Consider the following 15,001-nt stretch of genomic DNA (forward strand, 5'->3'; position numbering starts at 1 on the left):
CAACCTCATAGAAAAGGGATTCTATCAGTCTCTTCGGAACTACGTGAGACTGCCTCCAGCAGGGCGGTGGCCGCGACTGCGGCTCCCAGACCGGTCTCCGGCGTCCCCGCCATCACGCCTGCGATGACGCTGCTGACGGGCGCGAGGTAGTCCTCAGGCAGGCCGAGGACGCGCTCACCGTCGCCGAGGTCCATCTGAAAATCCCCCTCACCCGGTGGGGCGTCCAGCAGGCGCAGTTCGATGCGGCAGCCGGCGAGCCGGGCCCGAACCACCACTTCGTCCCCCTTGAGCTCAGCCGTGACGTCCTCCGGCAGCGGCCCCGTGGCCCCGGCGAGCGCCACGGCGCAAGCCGCCTCCGCCGCGTGGATGCCGTAGAAGAACAACCCACCGTGCCGGCAGTCCAACTGGGCAGGCCCGACGACGACCACCCGGGACGTTCCCCTCCCCGGCTGGCCAGCACCTCCGGGTGCCACTGCATGACCGAGCCAGTGCCCAGCGGCACCGACATCCGGCTCGCAGTCCGCACCAGGCGCGTGGCGTCAGAAAGGGTCGTCGCGAGCGGCTTGTCCACGAAGGTGGGCCTGCCGGCCGAGATGGCGTGACCGGCGAAGGAGGCGTGGGTGCGCCCGTCGCGGTGCGCGACGATGACACCGTCGCAACCAGCCAGCAGGGCCTCCGTCGAGGGGGCCACGTCGACCCCCAGGTCCGTGAGTTCCTCGTCCCGATCCGGGCTGGCGGTCAGGGCCGACGTGATGCGCAACCCCGGATACCTGGACTCGACGTTGAAATGCCGCAGGAACGCGTCCACATGGGTCGACTCGGAACCCAGCACTCCGATCCTCGCGCCACGCACACCCGGTACCGTCACTGGCCCTCCTCCCATCCAGGGAGAGCCTATCCAGAAATCGCTTGCTCGCGGCGGCGGGTCAGTGGCCGGCGGCGGTGTCGGGCTGGATGTCGATCCGCCAGCCCGTGAGCCTCGCGGCGAGCCTGGCGTTCTGGCCCTCTCGCCCGATGGCCAGCGACAACTGGTAGTCCGGCACGATCGCGCGGCAGGCGCGCGCTGCGGCGTCCACCACCTGCACCGAGATCACCTTCGCCGGTGACAACGCCGCGGCCACGAACTTCGTCGGGTCCTCCGACCAGTCGACGATGTCGATCTTCTCCTCGCCCAGTTCGTTGGTGACGGCACGCACCCGCTGCCCCATCGGGCCGATACACGCTCCCTTGGCCGACACGTTCGGGTCATGGCTGACCACGGCGATCTTCGTCCGGTGTCCGGCCTCGCGCGCGATCTCCTTGATCTCCACGACTCCGGAGCCGATCTCGGGCACCTCCATCGCGAACAGCTTGCGCACCAGGTTGGGGTGCGTGCGCGACACGACCACCTGGGGGCCACGCAGTTCCCGACGGACGGCGACCACGTAGACGCGGATGCGACGGCCGTGCGAGTAGTCCTCGCCGGGCACCTGCTCGGCCTGCGGCATGATCGCTTCCAGCGACCCCAGGTCCACCCGGACGGCTCGGGAGTCCCGGTCAGCCTGGACCACACCCACGAGGATGTCCCCCTCGGAGCCGGAGAAGTGTCCGAACTTCTGGTCATCCTCGGCTTCGCGCAGGCGCTGGAAGATGACCTGACGCGCCGTCGACGCCGCGACCCGCCCGAAGTCCTCCGGGGTGTCGTCGTAGTACCCGACGATCTGGTCGTCGTCATCGAATTCGGGAGCGAGCACCGAAACCTTGCCGGTCTTGCGGTCGACCTCCACCTTCACCCCACGCAGCGGGTGTTCGGTCTTGTTGTAGGCGTTGAGGAGCGCGTCCTCAAGCGTCCTGATCAGGTAGTCCATCGAGACTTCCTTGTCGCGCTCGATGGCGCGCAGGGCAGCGAGATCCACGTCCATGGCTCAGGCCTCCTTCGGCGTGTCGTCGGAATCGAAGCGGAACTCCTTCGGCGGGTTCATCTCCACCTGCACCACGGCCTTCGAGATCTCCGTGAGCGGCAACGACTCCTCGCGCCCCTCGACGTCCAGGGTCACGACTTCGCCGTCGACCCCCACGATCCGGCCGGTCACCTCGGCGCCGCCGAGCCACAGCCGGACCAGTCGGCCGGTGTTGCGGCGGTAGTGCTTGGCCTCGGTGAGGGGCTTGCCGACGCCGCGGCTGGTGACCTCCAGGGTGAACGGAGCCTGGCCGACGGCGGTGCTCGAATCCAGTGCCGCGGAGATGCGCGCCGAGGCTGCGGAGATGTCGTCCAGCAGCGGGCCGCGGCCTGCCGGCCCATCACCGTCGACGGTGATGCGGAGCAGTTTCCGCTTGCCCACGGGCGTGACGTCCAGGCTGTCGAGTTCGAGGCCGTGCTCAGCCAGGATGGGCTCGACCAGTTCTGTGAGCTGGCTTTCTTGCATTGCTGGTTCTCCGATTCGGTTGTGTGACTCGATTGTGGTGACCCCCAAGCATACGTCCCCGGTAGGGTTCTACCCATGCCTCCCACCCGTCGAGCCATGCTCGGCCTCGCCGCCGCGCTCGCCGGGGCATCAGTGACGGCCTGCGCCCCGAGTCCGGTGGTCACCGGGGGTCCGTCGGAACCCATGTCACCTGTCCCGACCGAGCCGGAGCAGGGCCGGGCGGCCGCCCGAGGCGCGGACTGGTGCAACCGGCTCCTGGCGCTCGTCGGCCAGGCTCCGGAGACCGACGGGGAGTGGGCACTGGCGGTGGCGGCGCAGACGCAGGAGCACCTGTCGCGCCTAAACGCCCTCGACCCCCTCGTGGCGGACACCGAGCCGGTCTTCACCCCCTCAACCGTCCCGTCCCCCCGACCGACATCCTTCGATGACGAACTCGCCGGCCACGTGACCGAAGGTGTTGCGCTGTTCAGTTCCCTGTTGGCCGAGGCCCCGACACAGCCGGAGCGGCTGCTCCAAGCCTCTCTCGCGGCGGCGACGGCGGGCCTGCCCGCGAAGGCCTATCCCCCGGTTCGCGGGGACGCGAGCCCGATCCGATTCCCGGAGACCACCACCGAACGCTCGCTCGGCGTGGCCCTGACCCACGTCTGGGCCCTGATCAACGGCCTGGAGGTCTCAATCGGCCGGCTCTCCGCCGGGGAGAACCGCGAGCGGGCCGGGGGGAGACTCGACGAGGCGCGTCTGCTGCGGAACCGGTTGCGGGCGGCCATCACCGGGGAGCCGCCTGCCCAGGAGATCTCCTACGAACTGCCCAACCCGATGTCCACCAACCAGGAGGTGAGGGCGGGTCTGGCCGTGCTGGAACTGGGCGTGCTCGACGCCTTGGCCCGCCTGGTGGCATCGGAGGCGGATGCCGAGGACTGGCTGGACCCCCTGCTGGACCAGGTCGGCCACGTGCAGGGCTGGGGAGGCCGGCTCCCGTACTGGCCCGGCTGGGCCGGGCTGGAGTAGTCCGGCCTCAGCTCCCGGCGAGTGCCGCGATGGCCTCGACTGCATCGCCCACAGCGACGTCCATCCGCTCACCCGTGGCCCGGTTGCGGACCTCGACGACGCCGTCGGCCAGGCCTCGCCCCACGACCACGATGATGGGCATTCCCATGATCTCGGCGTCGGCGAACTTGACGCCCGGGCTGGCCTTGCGATCGTCCACCAGGACGTCCAGCCCGGCCGCCGACAGGGCGGCTGCGATCCGGTCGGCCTCCTCGAAGACCAACTGGTCCTTGCCGGTGGCCAGGATCTGGACCTGGAAGGGCGCCAGTTCAAGGGGCCACGAAAGGCCTTTCTCGTCGGAGGTTGCCTCGGCCACGGCAGCGACCGCACGAGAGACGCCGACCCCGTAGGAACCCATGGTCACGGTCACGAGCTTCCCGTTGTGGTCAAGCACTTTCAGCCCCATGGCCTCGGCGTACCGGCGGCCCAGCTGGAAGATGTGACCCATCTCGATGCCGCGGGCGAGCGTGAGAGGGCCCGAACCGTCGGGGGCAGGGTCGCCCTCCCGGACCTCGGCCACGTCGAGGACGCCGTCGGGCGTGAAATCGCGCCCGGCCGTGACTCCGCTGAGGTGTTCATCGGCGGCATTCGCCCCCGTCACCCAGTGGGTCCCCGCGACGATGCGGGGATCGGCCACGTACCGGATGCGCGTCACCGACTCCTCCCCCAGCACCGCCGTGCCGGAGACGTCGACGGGTCCGATGAAGCCGAGCTTCAGCGCCGGGTACCGCTGGAAGTCCTCGGCAGAGAACGGGATCGCCTCCGCCGGCTCCAGGGCCGCTTCCAGACGCTTCGCGTCAACCTCGCGGTCTCCTGGCAGCGCCACGGCGAGGGGGTAGCTGGTGCCGTCGGGGTTGGTCACCTTGAACAGCAGGTTCTTCAGGGTGTCGGAACGGGTCCACTCTCCCCCGCCGGGCCGGGCCACACCGGAGTTGAGAACGCCGACGACGGCCTCGATGGTGCCGGCGTCGGGGGTGGCGACCACCTGGATCGCGGGAGCGTCACTGATCGGCCGCGGTTCCGGTGCAGCGATCCGCACGGCTTCGACGTTGGCGGCGTAGCCACCCTCGGAGCGGACGAAGGTGTCCTCGCCGTTGGGCGCCACGGCAAGGAACTCCTCGGAACGGGATCCGCCCATGGCCCCGGCCATGGCCGAGACCACGACGTAGTCCAGGCCCAGCCGTTCGAAGATGCGGACGTAGGCCTCGCGGTGCATCTGGTAGCTGGCCTCCAGGCCGGCGTCGTCGATGTCGAAGGAGTAGGAGTCCTTCATGACGAACTCGCGGCCGCGCAGCAGCCCGGCGCGTGGACGGGCCTCGTCGCGGTACTTCGTCTGGATCTGGAACAACGACAGCGGGAGGTCCTTGTAGGAGTTGTAGAGGTCCTTCACAAGCAGGGTGAACATCTCCTCGTGAGTGGGCCCCAGGAGCATGTCCGCGCCCTTGCGGTCCTGCAGCCGGAAGAGGTTGTCACCGTAATCGGTCCAGCGGTTGGTCGCCTCGTAGGGCTCACGCGGAAGGAGGGCCGGGAAGTGGACTTCCTGTGCGCCGATCGCCTCCATCTCCTCGCGAACGATGGCCTCCACCTTCTGCAGCACCTTCAGCCCGAGGGGCAGCCACGAGTAGATGCCGGGAGCGACGCGTCGGATGTAGCCGGCCCTGACCAGCCAGCGATGGCTGGGGACCTCGGCGTCGGCCGGGTCGTCGCGGAGGGTGCGGACGAAGAGTCTGGAGAGTTTTGCGATCACGGGGCAACTGTACTCAGGCCCCGGGGGTGACGTCGCCTCAGTAATGGACGGTGGCCAGGGCGCCGACGGTCCTGAACCCGAGCCGCTCGTAGGCGCGGATGGCCGGGGTGTTGAAGTCGTTGACGTAGAGCGAGACGACGGGATGGGTCACCATCACCTGGCGCAGCATCGACGACAGGGCGGGAACCGAGAGCCCCTCTCCGCGGCGGTGGGGATGGACCCACACCCCCTGCAACTGGACCTGGTCGCCGAGCCTCGGCCCTAGGTCGGCCTTGAAGATCACCTCGCCGTCCTCGACGATGCCGAAGGCGTCGCCCTGCTGCAGGCGCTCCTTCACGTAGCGTTCGTATCCGCCGCCGTACTTGAACGGGGAACTGCCGATCTCCTCGGTGTACATGTGGACAGACGCGGCCAGGTAGGACTCGAACTCCTTGGTGGTGAGCACCCGGACGCGTTCGTCGGCGTCGACGGCCGGCTGCTGGTCGAGGACCATCAGCGGCTGGCGCCGTCGGACGTTGGAGACCTTCCCCCAGGCTCCCGGCCAGCGCTCCACCAGGCCCACGTAGAGTCCCAGCGCGGTCATGGCCGGCCCGAGGATCGAGGCGGCCGTGCGCGACGGTCCCATCGCCTTGACGAAGGCGGGGACGGCGTCGGGGTCGAAACCGGCGGGGAAGATCGTGCCGCCGTCGAGGCACACAGCCGTCAACTCCCCGTTGCGCTCGAAGCCGTGAATCTTGCCCACCCGCCGGCGGTCCATGCCGAACTGGGCGATCTTGGCGGCCAGGAAGAGGTTCTCCACCGGCCGCTGGGCCAGGAGAGCCTCCACTTCCTGCTGGTCGTCCGGCCCGAGCGGCCTCAGGCCAGTTGTCATCTCAGACGACCGAGACCTCTGGCGCACCGACCTCACCCATCTCCGCCGCGAGGCGCCGGGCCTCGAACAGCAACGTCTCCACGATCTCGGACTCGGGGACGGTCTTGATGACCTCGCCACGGACGAAGATCTGGCCCTTGCCGTTGCCGGAGGCGACGCCGAGGTCGGCCTCCCGCGCCTCTCCCGGACCATTGACCACACAACCCATGACTGCCACCCGCAGGGGCGCCTCCATGCCCTCGAGGCCGGCGGTGACCTCCTCGGCGAGCTTGTACACGTCCACCTGGGCGCGACCGCAGGAGGGACAGGACACGATGTCCAGTTTCCGGGGCCGCAGGTTGAGCGACTCCAGGATCTTGATGCCGACCTTGACCTCCTCCACGGGCGGCGCGGAGAGGGACACGCGGATGGTGTCCCCGATTCCCTGGCTGAGCAACGCCCCGAAGGCCACCGAGGACTTGATGGTCCCCTGGAAGGCCGGCCCGGCCTCGGTCACCCCGAGGTGGAGGGGGTAGTCGCACTTCTCGCTGAGCAGTTCGTAGGCCCGGACCATGACGACGGGGTCGTTGTGCTTCACGGAGATCTTGAAGTCACCGAAGCCGACGTCCTCGAACAGTGACGCCTCCCACAGTGCAGATTCCGCGAGGGCCTCTGCCGTGGGGGCGCCGTACTTGGCGAGGATGCGCTTGTCCAGGGAGCCGGCGTTCACGCCGATCCGCAGCGACACTCCGGCGGCGGTGGCGGCCTTGGCGATCTCGCTGACCTTGTCATCGAACTGCTTGATGTTGCCGGGGTTGACACGCACCGCCGCGCAGCCGGCGTCGATGGCGGCGAAGACGTAGCGGGGCTGGAAGTGGATGTCCGCGATGACGGGAATCTGGGACTTCTTGGCGATGATGTGCAGCACGTCGGCGTCGTCCTGGCTGGGGACTGCCACCCGGACGATGTCACAGCCGGTGGCGGTGAGCTCTGCGATCTGCTGCAAGGTCGCGTTGATGTCGGTGGTCTTGGTGGTGGTCATGGACTGGACGCTGATTGGCGCGTCGCCCCCGACGTAGGTGCTACCGACCTTGATCTTGCGGGTCTTGCGACGGGGGGCAAGGGTGGGGGCGGGGGCAGCGGGCATTCCAAGACTCACGGTCATGGGCCCAGAATACCCATGCTTGCGAACCTCACCGACTCAGAACAGCTGGATGGGGCTGATGATGTCGGCCAGGATGAGGACGACTCCGCCCAGCAGGAGGAACCCGCCCACGGCGTAGACCACCGGGAGCAGCTTCGCCGTATCGGCCGGCGGTGGCGTCGGCTTGCGCCTGAGGTTTGCCCAGGCACGCCGCACACCGTCGTAGAGCGCGGCGGCGATGTGTCCGCCGTCCAGCGGCGGCAGGGGAACCAGGTTGAGCAGTGCGACGAAGAGGTTGACGCTGCCAAGCAGCGAGAACCAGCTCGCGGCGCGGTCTGCAACCGGGATGTCGGCGGCGGTTCCGATCTCACCGGCCACGCGGCTCGCGCCGACGACCGAGATCGGGCTGTTGATGTCGCGCGGTTGCCCGGTGACGAGATCGGCGGCGACGTTGTAGACCCGCACCGGGAAACTGGCGAGGGCGACCGCGGACATCTTGGTCATGTCCCACATCTGGGCGACGGTCTCGACGGGACCGGTGCGCGTCAACTCGTTGCCCGGCGACACCCCCAGGAACCCCGCTTCCACATACTTGGTCGGGTCGAGCCGGTCCGGCACATGGTGCAGGACGGTACGCACCGTGGGGAGCGTGAGCTGCTGCCCGTCCCGCTCCACCACCACGGTGGCCTCGCCGTCGCGGTTGGCTCGGATCAGGTCGCCCATCTGCCGCCAGTTCGTCAGCGGGTGGCCGTTGAACGAGACCAGGGTGTCTCCCACTTCGACGCCCGCTTCCGCAGCGGGTGTGGGCGGGTCGGACTCGAGGCACTCGGCCGGTTCCCGATCCCTTGGGATGACACAGTCACTGACGGCGGCCACCTCAAGGGTGGGCTGGTAGGTGCCGTGCAGTGCGTTGATCCCGAAGAAGATTCCGAAGGCGAGGACGACGTTCATCGCCGGGCCGCCGAACATCACGATCAGGCGCTGCCAGACCGGCTTCTGGTAGAGCAACCGGCCGTCGTCGGCGGGGGTGATCTCCTCGTACTCGTAGCTGCGGGCCTGGTCCGCGAGCCGGGTGAGCCAACCCTTGGGCCTGTCGCTGTGCCTTTCGGGTGGGTACATCCCGATCAGCCTCACGTAGCCGCCAAGCGGAATGGCCTTGACGCCGTACTCTGTCTCCCCCGACCTGCGCGACCACAGCGTCCGGCCGAAGCCGACGAAGTACTGGGTGACCTTCACCCCGAAGATCTTGGCCGGGACCAGGTGCCCGACCTCGTGCAGTGCGATCGACGCCATGATCAGCGCGAAGAACAGAACGGCGAGCCCGATGGTGGCCACGGCGGTCATGCGCGGGCCTCCACCAGTTCGGCGGCGCGGGTCCGGCCCCACGCATCAGCGGCGAGGACGTCGTCGACGGTGAGTGCGTCGTCGCCGACGAGACCGCCGGCCAGGTGCTCATCGAGGCACTCGGCGATGACGTCGACGATCTCCGGGAACGCGAGCCGACCGTCGCAGAAGGCGTCGACACAGGCCTCATTGGCGGCGTTGTAGACCGCAGGAGCGGTGCCCGAGGCCTTGCCCGCGCGCCGAGCCAGCTCCACGGCGGGGAAGGTCTCGGAGTCGAGCGGCTCGAAGGTCCAAGTGGCGGCGGTGGTCCAGTCGCAGGGGCTGGCGACGTCGGCGAGGCGGTCGGGCCAGGTCAGCGCGAGGCCGATCGGCAGCCGCATGTCCGGCGGAGAGGCCTGGGCGATGGTGGAACCGTCGCAGAACTCAACCATCGAGTGGACGATCGACTGCGGATGGACGGTGACGACCACGTCATCCAGGTCCACGTCGTAGAGCAGCGCGGCCTCCAGCAACTCAAGGCCCTTGTTGACCAGGGTGGCGGAGTTGATGGTGATGACCCGGCCCATGTTCCAGGTCGGGTGCGCCATGGCGTCGGCCGGTTTGACGTCCGCGAGTTCCTCGCGGGTGCGTCCGCGGAAGGGGCCGCCCGAGGCGGTGAGGATGAGGCGACGGACCTCGTCGGCGCGACCGCTGCGCAGCGCCTGCGCGAAGGCGGAGTGCTCCGAGTCCACCGCGATGATCTGGCCCGGCGCAGCTGCTCCTGTAACCAGTTTGCCGCCGATGACGAGGGACTCCTTGTTTGCGAGCGCCAGCCGAGTTCCGGCGGCCAGGCAGGCCAGCGTCGGGCGCAGTCCCGCGGCACCGGTGATGGCGTTGAGAACCAGATCACACTCGCTGCCGGCAAGTTCGGTCGCGGCGTCGGGGCCCAGGATCAGCCTGGGAAGTTCAAAGTCCCCGGTTGCCCAGCCGCGGCGAGCGGCCTCGGCGTAGAGCGCCTGCTGGAGGTCACGGGCCTTGCTGGCCTTCGCGAGAGCGACCACGCGCGGCGCGAACTCGACGACCTGTGCTGCCAGCACTTCGATGTTTCCTCCGGAGGCGGCCAGACCGACGACGTCGAACTCGCCACGTCGACCGGAGACCACGTCAAGGGTCTGGGTTCCGATTGAGCCGGTACTGCCGAGCAGGACGATTCTTCGCACCGCACAAGTCTCTCACGCATGACAAGGCGGGGGAGACCTGGCGCCCCCGGCCACAACGCGTCAGTTCAAGGCTTCCCCGGCCTTTTCCAGCATCCGTCGGTGTTGATCGAGCACTCCCGCGAGCAGTTCCCCATTCCTCGCGACGAGCTCGTTCTGGATCTCGACGTCCACGGTCATGGCCCTGCCGGGGAAGTTGACATTGAGGGAGCATTCCAGTTCCTGAAGGGCCATCTGCTTCTTCTCCTCGGGAGGGGCAGCCTTTACGGATGCGCCCGCCTCATGGAGTTGCCTGAAGTCGTGCCCCGCCGCAGTCATGCAGTCCGCCCAGTCTGCTTCGGCGGCCTTGTACCCGGGATCCTCCTGCATCCGGATCCGTGCCTCCTCCAGCAGGCCGAGCGACGGCGTGAAGTACCCGAGTGGAATGTCTCCCCTGAGAGAATCCCACGACTCCTGCTCGCAGCCTCCTGGAGGGATCAGCTGGCCCTCACTGTCCTTCATGGTGCTGGCGTCCCCGGTTGCGGTCCGGCCAGTCATCACCTCCTCCGACAGGTCGGGGTGGGCCTCGTCGTCGCTGTCGGTCGGCAGCGGAGGACTGTCGTATCCGTACCGGACGACCTCTTCCCGGTTGAGTAAGCCATACCGGCGACGGAGGTTGAAGTAGTCGCTGACGTCCTCCTCCCCAGGTCGGTCGGGGGGAAGCTCCAACCCGAATCTGGCAGCACACTCTGACTGGAGCTTGAACGCAGCCAGAATCATCAGTTCCATTTCCTCGTCCGAGGGGAGGTACTCCATGAGAGGAAGGTCCACCTGGCTGCTGGCCGTGACCATCACGGTGGGCACCTCCTCGCCCTGCGCGGAACAGGCTGCGGCGCCGAGCCCCAGCAGGATGACAGCCATCGCGGAACGGACTGACCTGACACCGATGTTCAACATGCATTCTCCTTGTGAGTCATTGGCTTCGCTCACGGTGCCGGCCCGCCACCATCGCGAGGTCGCCACCCGTCCCGGCCGGGCGTCAGCCATGCCCCGTCGGGGCATGGCTGACGAGCGCTACCGCTCCTCGGCTCCTCCTGGCAACGAAGCCCAACGGTCGTGGACTGGCGAACCGGACTCAGGAGAGCCTGAAGGAAGAAGTCCAGTCGTTCCAGCCGCGCGCATCGGGGTGGTTGTCCACGGCGCCCGCCATCCTGAACCAGTTGGTCTGATACCCCTGGTAGTTCTCGAAGGAATGCAGCGCGACCTTGCAGTTGCCGTACGTGATGCCCCAGGAGATGCTGTTGTCCCATTCACCCAGACGCGGCTCCCGCCACTCAGCGCCCGTCCAGCCCTCCTTGTAGGAGGTGCAGTCCCTGCCACCGCTGACGGTGAGGACGTTTCCTGTGCCGTTCGAATGCTCCGTGAAGGTGGCCCAACGCACATAACCTCCATTGAAGCTGATGTGCCAGTCGTTGTTGGGCGAGGCCTCTGCCTGGGTAGGGGCAATGGCGGTGGCACCCACCGCCAGCGCCGCGACGACGCCGGTGAGGATCCTGCGGATCGATTTCTTCATGTGTTTCCTCTCGCTGCGGGCACTCTCTGCGCCCATGACGAACTCAACCAATCCACGCGTGGCCGCGCATCGCCCGTTCAGGTAGGGGGTGGGGGGCGCGGATGACCACATCGGGTCACGCAATGCGCGCGCCGGCGGCCAAACTGGGCGACGCCAGTCAACTCTGAATCAGGCCGGAACGCACTGCCCACATGACGGCCCCCAAGCGGTCGGGGGTACCCGTCTTGTTCATGACCGCCGCCACGTGCCGCTTGACTGTGTCGGGCGCGATGCTCAGGCGTCTGGCTATCTGGTCATTCGTAAGCGATTGCGCCACGAGTTTCAGTACCTCTTCCTCACGCACCGTGAGCGGTGCGGGCAACGGATCCTGGGGAACCACAACCCGCCGTGAGTGGTGGCCCCCCACTGACGGCGAGTAGGGATGGAGACCGTGCGCGGCCGCGATCAGGCCGGCAATGATCCGCTCCACCGGGTCCGTCTTGAGCAGGTACCCGACCGCCCCCGCGGACAGCGCAGAGCGTAGTGAATCGGAATCATCCATGGACGTGAACATCACCACGTTCAACGGCCCGAAGGCATCCAACATGCGACGCGTCAGCTCGAATCCGTCAACACCGGGCATTCGCACGTCCACGGCAACGACATGGGGATGCGACGCTTCCCTCCGCAGTTGGGCGAGCGCCTCTCGGGAATCCCCCGCCCACCTGACCTCCAGTCCCCGCTGTTCCAGTTGCAGGGAGAGGAGCCTGAGCATCAGGACGTCGTCGTCGACAAGGCCCACCGTGACAACCTCAGGCATGGGATCCGAGCAACCCTCTGTCACACTTCGTCTGCAAGACCGGAACCCAGCGGCAGGACCACCCTCAGGCTGAAAACGCCCGCAGCGACGCGATGGTCCACCTCTCCGCCCAGCCGGCGCACGCGCCGTCGCATCTCAAGAAGTCCCAGCCCTGTGGATATCCGGTGGTCCACCTGTGCCCGGGGAAGTGCGTCGTTCTGCCAGCTCAGCACCAGCTGGTCACAGTCAGCGTAAAGCGTCAGGAACACCCTGCTACGGGCGACGGCGTGCCTGCATATGTTGGACACTGATTCACACGCAACCCGCGACGCTTCAGCCTCGATCGACTCCGGTAGGTTCAGGCGTGCGGAGCCCGTTTGCAGGACGTCGAAGCCGGCCGAGCGCAGGGTCTGGATGGAGCGAGCCCATTCCCTCTCCAGACGGCTTCGCGACTTCTGCACTCGCCCGAGGGCGGTCGGGCAGCCCATGACCTCGCGCAGCTCGCTCACCCCAGCCTCACCGACCTCTATGAGCGCATCCAGGTGCCCGCTGAGCCATACGGGGAGGTCAGGGCGACGTCGCAGATCGCGAGCGATCATCAGCACCTGAGCCAGTCTTCCCGACCCCGAATCGTGCAGGACCTGCATGACGTCGCGCAACTGAGGTCGCCCATCAAGGTCCGCCAACGCCCGATCCGAGCGCCTGACCGAAAGCGCCACACGGTGAGTCACCCGGGCCCCAACGACCAACGAAATTGCTGCCAGCGCCACGAGACTTCGCCCGAGCCACCGTCGCTTGGACGACTCCGGCTGAAGCCCTACTGCGCGCGTCATGCCGGTAACCATAGCTAGCGCTCCGGGCACTCCGAGGGGTCCTTTCCCGACTTTTCGACCCGGGTTCTGGCGGATTGAATTGTTCAATTTGAGCGCAAAAAGCGCCCGCCCCGCGGCGCCGAAGCACTGCGGGGCGAGCGCCCGGGTCGTTGACTCAGACCAGACCGAAAGCCTGCATGGCTGTGGCGACCTTGCGGAAACCGCTGATGTTGGCGCCCAAGACGTAGTTGCCCGGCTCGCCGTACTCCTCCGCGGTCTCGGCACAGTCGTCATGGATGCGCTCCATGATGCGGGTCAGGCGCTCCTCGGTGTACTCGAAGTCCCATGAGTCGCGCATGGCGTTCTGCTGCATCTCGAGCGCGGAGGTGGCCACACCACCTGCGTTGGCAGCCTTGCCGGGGCCGAACAGGACGCCTGCCTCCTGGAAGTGGCCGATGCCCTCTGGGGTGGTCGGCATGTTGGCGCCCTCCGCCACTGCCAGGACGCCATTGCGAATGAGCCTCGCGGCGTTGGAGCCGTCGAGTTCGTTCTGCGTGGCACACGGCAGGGCGACGTCGACCGGGAGGTCCCAGATGCTGCCGTTGCCGGCCAGTTGAGCACCGTCGCGGCGGTCGGCGTAGTCGGAGACCCTCCCGCGTTCGACCTCCTTGATCTGCTGCAGCAGTTCGAGATCGACGCCGTTCTCGTCGACCACGTAGCCGGTGGAATCGGAGAACGCGATGACCTTGCCGCCCAACTGGTGGACCTTCTCGATGGCGTAGATCGCCACGTTGCCGGATCCGGAGACGGAGACGCGCTTGCCCTCGAAGCTCTCGCCCTTGGTCTTGAGCATCTGATCTGCGAACACGACCGTGCCGTAGCCGGTGGCCTCCTTGCGCACGAGCGAACCGCCCCAGTCGAGGCCCTTGCCGGTCAGCACGCCGGACTCGTAACGGTTGGTGATCCGCTTGTACTGGCCGAACATGAAGCCGATCTCGCGGCCGCCGACGCCGATGTCGCCGGCGGGGACGTCGGTGTACTCGCCCAGGTGGCGGTACAGCTCGGTCATGAACGACTGACAAAAACGCATCACTTCGTTCTCAGACCTGCCGCGGGGGTCGAAGTCGGAACCACCCTTGCCGCCGCCGATCGGGAGGCCCGTGAGGGAGTTCTTGAAGATCTGCTCGAAGCCGAGGAACTTGATGATGCCGAGGTAGACGCTGGGGTGGAAACGCAGACCACCCTTGTAGGGGCCGAGTGCGGAGTTGAACTCGACCCGGAAACCGCGGTTCACCTGGACCTGGCCCGCGTCGTCCATCCACGGCACACGGAAGATGATCTGTCGTTCCGGCTCGCAGAGTCGCTCGAGGATCTTGTCATCGAGGATCTCGGGGTGCTTCCGGCAAACCGGCTTCAGGCTGTCGAACACCTCACGGACTGCCTGATGGAACTCGACCTCTCCGGGGTTCCGGGCCACGACTGCCTCGTAGATGCCCTCCAAGCGCTCTTCCATGCTGCTCCTCAAGTTGCTCGACTTTTCCGCAAACAGGCTGATCTTAACTGCCGAGGGCTGGATCCCTTCATCCGAGCCTGCATTCGCGAGACGGGACTCAGCGTCACTACTGTTGCCCCTATGGCGAAACGGCACCGTGGTCCGACCTTCAGGCGAGCTCAGGACCAGCGCGTCGTGATCGGACCGTATGAACCCTCGCCCCGCCCCGAGTTGCCCGAGAACCCGCCTCCCACCCTGCTGGAGAAGCTGCGCGCGCGGATCGAGGGGCTCAGGCCCGGCAAGGGCAGGCGTGGTCCCGATTTCACGCACCCCGACGGTGTTGCGCGGGTGGGTCGCTACGAGCGTCGACGCAACCGTCGCAGCAAGTCACACTCCCGGCGCCCCACCGACTTCCTCGCACCGTCCCCCGAACAGAAGGCTTGACGCCGGCCCTGGTCGGCACCGCCGAGGGCTGTTGTGACGGGTCGGTCGGCCTCGATCTGACCAGCAGCCGGCTCGATTTACCAGCGTTGTTCACGGCCACCAGCCGTAGAGCGCTGGTGACGAGCGACAACGCTGGTCAACTGGTGGAAGCGCTGGTGAACCCGTGGGAGCGCTGGTGAACCGTGGGAAC

The 15,001-nt window shown here is 67.4% G+C and carries 17 protein-coding genes and 1 pseudogene; 4 read left to right on the forward strand and 14 right to left on the reverse strand.

Annotated elements, in window-relative coordinates:
• Nucleotides 1-5: 5 nt before the first annotated feature.
• Nucleotides 6-428, reverse strand: a complete 423-nt coding sequence (locus LKO27_RS07690; RefSeq protein ID WP_227737281.1) for a hypothetical protein — start codon at nucleotides 426-428, stop codon at nucleotides 6-8.
• A 48-nt stretch (nucleotides 429-476) separates the two neighbouring features.
• Here LKO27_RS07690 and LKO27_RS15215 point away from each other — a divergent pair, with 48 nt between their 5' ends.
• On the forward strand, nucleotides 477-602 hold the full coding sequence (locus tag LKO27_RS15215; protein WP_255621866.1) for a hypothetical protein: 126 nt from the start codon (nucleotides 477-479) through the stop codon (nucleotides 600-602).
• Here LKO27_RS15215 and LKO27_RS15565 read toward each other — a convergent pair.
• From LKO27_RS15565 to rimP, 3 genes and pseudogenes are all read right to left on the reverse strand, one after another.
• Nucleotides 551-883 (reverse strand): annotated as a pseudogene (locus LKO27_RS15565) (Gfo/Idh/MocA family oxidoreductase); the annotation flags it as partial. The gene LKO27_RS15215 and the pseudogene LKO27_RS15565 sit on opposite strands and share 52 nt — an antisense overlap.
• A 43-nt stretch (nucleotides 884-926) precedes the next feature.
• The gene (nusA, locus tag LKO27_RS07700) at nucleotides 927-1,901 is read right to left on the reverse strand and encodes a transcription termination factor NusA (RefSeq protein WP_227736726.1); all 975 of its coding nucleotides are present in this window, start codon (nucleotides 1,899-1,901) and stop codon (nucleotides 927-929) included.
• 3 nt (nucleotides 1,902-1,904) lie between these two features.
• Complete coding sequence (rimP, locus tag LKO27_RS07705) at nucleotides 1,905-2,405, reverse strand: ribosome maturation factor RimP (protein WP_227736728.1); 501 nt, start codon at nucleotides 2,403-2,405, stop codon at nucleotides 1,905-1,907.
• A gap of 75 nt (nucleotides 2,406-2,480) precedes the next feature.
• Between rimP and LKO27_RS07710 the strand changes: the two genes are divergently transcribed.
• Complete coding sequence (locus LKO27_RS07710) at nucleotides 2,481-3,413, forward strand: ferritin-like domain-containing protein (protein WP_227736729.1); 933 nt, start codon at nucleotides 2,481-2,483, stop codon at nucleotides 3,411-3,413.
• Between the two features lie 7 nt (nucleotides 3,414-3,420).
• Here the strand turns inward: LKO27_RS07710 and LKO27_RS07715 are convergent, their stop codons facing one another.
• The 10 genes from LKO27_RS07715 to gdhA all read right to left on the reverse strand — a co-directional run bounded on the left by LKO27_RS07715 (nucleotide 3,421) and on the right by gdhA (nucleotide 14,388).
• Nucleotides 3,421-5,199: a proline--tRNA ligase gene (locus LKO27_RS07715; protein ID WP_227736730.1), complete on the reverse strand. Its 1,779-nt coding sequence runs from the start codon at nucleotides 5,197-5,199 to the stop codon at nucleotides 3,421-3,423.
• 37 nt (nucleotides 5,200-5,236) lie between these two features.
• Nucleotides 5,237-6,070 (reverse strand): GNAT family N-acetyltransferase, encoded by an 834-nt coding sequence (locus LKO27_RS07720; RefSeq protein WP_227736731.1) that lies wholly within the window; start codon nucleotides 6,068-6,070, stop codon nucleotides 5,237-5,239.
• A 1-nt stretch (nucleotide 6,071) separates the two neighbouring features.
• A complete protein-coding gene (gene ispG / locus LKO27_RS07725) occupies nucleotides 6,072-7,214 on the reverse strand; it encodes a flavodoxin-dependent (E)-4-hydroxy-3-methylbut-2-enyl-diphosphate synthase (RefSeq protein ID WP_227736732.1) in 1,143 nt (380 codons plus the stop codon).
• A 36-nt stretch (nucleotides 7,215-7,250) separates the two neighbouring features.
• The gene (locus LKO27_RS07730) at nucleotides 7,251-8,537 is read right to left on the reverse strand and encodes an RIP metalloprotease (RefSeq protein WP_227736733.1); all 1,287 of its coding nucleotides are present in this window, start codon (nucleotides 8,535-8,537) and stop codon (nucleotides 7,251-7,253) included.
• Nucleotides 8,534-9,736 (reverse strand): 1-deoxy-D-xylulose-5-phosphate reductoisomerase, encoded by a 1,203-nt coding sequence (gene dxr, locus LKO27_RS07735; RefSeq protein ID WP_227736734.1) that lies wholly within the window; start codon nucleotides 9,734-9,736, stop codon nucleotides 8,534-8,536. The genes LKO27_RS07730 and dxr overlap by 4 nt, the downstream gene beginning before the upstream one ends.
• 60 nt (nucleotides 9,737-9,796) lie before the next feature.
• Entirely contained in the window at nucleotides 9,797-10,666 is an 870-nt protein-coding gene (locus LKO27_RS07740; protein ID WP_227736735.1) for a hypothetical protein, read from the reverse strand.
• A 181-nt stretch (nucleotides 10,667-10,847) separates the two neighbouring features.
• Entirely contained in the window at nucleotides 10,848-11,285 is a 438-nt protein-coding gene (locus LKO27_RS07745; protein ID WP_227736736.1) for a hypothetical protein, read from the reverse strand.
• A gap of 157 nt (nucleotides 11,286-11,442) precedes the next feature.
• Nucleotides 11,443-12,084 (reverse strand): response regulator transcription factor, encoded by a 642-nt coding sequence (locus LKO27_RS07750; protein WP_227736737.1) that lies wholly within the window; start codon nucleotides 12,082-12,084, stop codon nucleotides 11,443-11,445.
• A 20-nt stretch (nucleotides 12,085-12,104) separates the two neighbouring features.
• Nucleotides 12,105-12,668: a hypothetical protein gene (locus tag LKO27_RS07755; protein WP_227736738.1), complete on the reverse strand. Its 564-nt coding sequence runs from the start codon at nucleotides 12,666-12,668 to the stop codon at nucleotides 12,105-12,107.
• A 382-nt stretch (nucleotides 12,669-13,050) separates the two neighbouring features.
• Nucleotides 13,051-14,388: an NADP-specific glutamate dehydrogenase gene (gene gdhA / locus LKO27_RS07760; RefSeq protein ID WP_227736739.1), complete on the reverse strand. Its 1,338-nt coding sequence runs from the start codon at nucleotides 14,386-14,388 to the stop codon at nucleotides 13,051-13,053.
• A gap of 120 nt (nucleotides 14,389-14,508) precedes the next feature.
• On the opposite strand from gdhA, the gene LKO27_RS07765 reads away from it, so the two are divergent.
• A complete protein-coding gene (locus LKO27_RS07765) occupies nucleotides 14,509-14,811 on the forward strand; it encodes a hypothetical protein (protein ID WP_227736740.1) in 303 nt (100 codons plus the stop codon).
• Complete coding sequence (locus LKO27_RS07770; RefSeq protein ID WP_227736741.1) at nucleotides 14,808-14,990, forward strand: hypothetical protein; 183 nt, start codon at nucleotides 14,808-14,810, stop codon at nucleotides 14,988-14,990. Before LKO27_RS07765 ends, LKO27_RS07770 begins: the two co-directional genes overlap by 4 nt.
• Nucleotides 14,991-15,001: the final 11 nt, after the last annotated feature.

The sequence above is a fragment of the Tessaracoccus sp. OS52 genome, assembly GCF_020687685.1.
Lineage (GTDB): Bacteria > Actinomycetota > Actinomycetes > Propionibacteriales > Propionibacteriaceae > Arachnia.

What these genes read in the sequence shown, in the direction of transcription:
- LKO27_RS15215 (WP_255621866.1), top strand. Translation starts at nt 477, where the DNA reads ATGACCGAGCCAGTGCCCAGCGGCACCGACATCCGGCTCGCAGTCCGC.
- nusA (WP_227736726.1), bottom strand. Translation starts at nt 1,901, where the DNA reads ATGGACGTGGATCTCGCTGCCCTGCGCGCCATCGAGCGCGACAAGGAA.
- rimP (WP_227736728.1), bottom strand. Translation starts at nt 2,405, where the DNA reads ATGCAAGAAAGCCAGCTCACAGAACTGGTCGAGCCCATCCTGGCTGAG.
- LKO27_RS07710 (WP_227736729.1), top strand. Translation starts at nt 2,481, where the DNA reads ATGCCTCCCACCCGTCGAGCCATGCTCGGCCTCGCCGCCGCGCTCGCC.
- LKO27_RS07720 (WP_227736731.1), bottom strand. Translation starts at nt 6,070, where the DNA reads ATGACAACTGGCCTGAGGCCGCTCGGGCCGGACGACCAGCAGGAAGTG.
- ispG (WP_227736732.1), bottom strand. Translation starts at nt 7,214, where the DNA reads ATGACCGTGAGTCTTGGAATGCCCGCTGCCCCCGCCCCCACCCTTGCC.
- LKO27_RS07730 (WP_227736733.1), bottom strand. Translation starts at nt 8,537, where the DNA reads ATGACCGCCGTGGCCACCATCGGGCTCGCCGTTCTGTTCTTCGCGCTG.
- LKO27_RS07745 (WP_227736736.1), bottom strand. Translation starts at nt 11,285, where the DNA reads ATGAAGAAATCGATCCGCAGGATCCTCACCGGCGTCGTCGCGGCGCTG.
- LKO27_RS07750 (WP_227736737.1), bottom strand. Translation starts at nt 12,084, where the DNA reads ATGCCTGAGGTTGTCACGGTGGGCCTTGTCGACGACGACGTCCTGATG.
- gdhA (WP_227736739.1), bottom strand. Translation starts at nt 14,388, where the DNA reads ATGGAAGAGCGCTTGGAGGGCATCTACGAGGCAGTCGTGGCCCGGAAC.
- LKO27_RS07765 (WP_227736740.1), top strand. Translation starts at nt 14,509, where the DNA reads ATGGCGAAACGGCACCGTGGTCCGACCTTCAGGCGAGCTCAGGACCAG.